The sequence below is a fragment of the uncultured Campylobacter sp. genome, from assembly GCF_937949835.1.
Lineage (GTDB): Bacteria > Campylobacterota > Campylobacteria > Campylobacterales > Campylobacteraceae > Campylobacter_B.
The window spans coordinates 1-1,085 of the sequence record NZ_CALEDC010000207.1 but is presented as its reverse complement, the minus strand read 5'-3'; the positions used below and the strand labels follow the sequence as shown (position 1 = coordinate 1,085).

Annotated in this window: 3 protein-coding genes; all 3 read left to right on the top strand. The window is 40.5% G+C overall.

Annotated features, from left to right (window positions below):
* The coding region (locus Q0256_RS04825) for a hypothetical protein (RefSeq protein ID WP_297960592.1) at window positions 1–333 on the top strand (333 nt) is incomplete at its 5' end.
* A complete protein-coding gene (locus Q0256_RS04820) occupies window positions 287–526 on the top strand; it encodes a hypothetical protein (protein WP_297960589.1) in 240 nt (79 codons plus the stop codon). The genes Q0256_RS04825 and Q0256_RS04820, both read left to right, overlap by 47 nt.
* Window positions 523–1,085, top strand: a 563-nt coding sequence (locus tag Q0256_RS04815) for a hypothetical protein (RefSeq protein WP_297960586.1), incomplete at its 3' end; no start/stop codon positions are given. The genes Q0256_RS04820 and Q0256_RS04815, both read left to right, overlap by 4 nt.

Here is a 1,085-nt window from a genome sequence, read left to right as displayed (position 1 = left end):
TTCTACCAGGAGCAAAATGAAGTGCAGCCATTTTCTTTGGGACGTTTTATTCCCAATTTCGTTAAAAATTTCGTAAAAAAGAGCTTTAGTGCGATAAAATTTAAAATTGAGGGTCTTTTTTTTGATAAGAATATAGACAAAAAAAGCTTAGACAATATTGACGAAGATGCGAAGCAGAAAATAGTTTACGATGGCATATCGTTCTCAAATTTAAGTGATTTGCGAGCGTATATAGTCGGTGTAAATGAGAAAAAATACAATAAAATTGAGAAAGAAAGGAAAGAATATGACGAAAAAAATAGTGTGTCTATCAATGCTAGCCTTAGCTTTTAACGGGTGTCTACACGAATATCCCGAGAATAAGATTTACGGCGATGGCTTAAATAGGGGGCGCGCTTTCGATAAAAGTATGCCTATTGAGGAACAAGAGGCTTATAATTTTAACGCCGAACGTATCCAAGTTTTGGATGAGTATTTCGACCAAAGGGCGGGCGAAATTTTAAGAGATAAAGGAGCGCACAGATGAAAAAGCTTTTATTTAGCCTGGTTTGCGCGGTAGCAATTGTAGGGGCAGTTGATAATGGCGACGGAGCTACTAATGCCGGAAATGGGCGTGACTACGGGCAGCAGCGCGCAGGCGTAGGCGATAATACGTTTAAATCTACTGAGGCTGTTAATATCCAAGAAAAGGGCGAAGACGCTGATGTCCAAGACAATACATATGCTGTGATATACGGGCATCTAAAAGCATATGAAAATTTGCGTAAACAAAGTAATCAGGGCGGAGTTACCAGCGCCGTAAATTCCGCAGGCGGCGTGCCTAATGCTACGGCTGCTTTCGATTTTTATGCCGATAAGCAGAAAAAGGACGCCGTGTTAGTCGCGCAAAGGCAAGAGGAGGCTCAAAAAGAGTTATTGCCGCAATATCTGTTTATGGATGGATACTGCTCTATACCAAATGAGGTAAAGATAGCTCGTATAGCGGGATATGCTGATTTAAATTGCGATTTATCGGTTAATAAACGTGCTACTTTAAAAGTGGCGCTTACCCCTGATTTTTATTCAAAGTCGCTTATAGCAACACC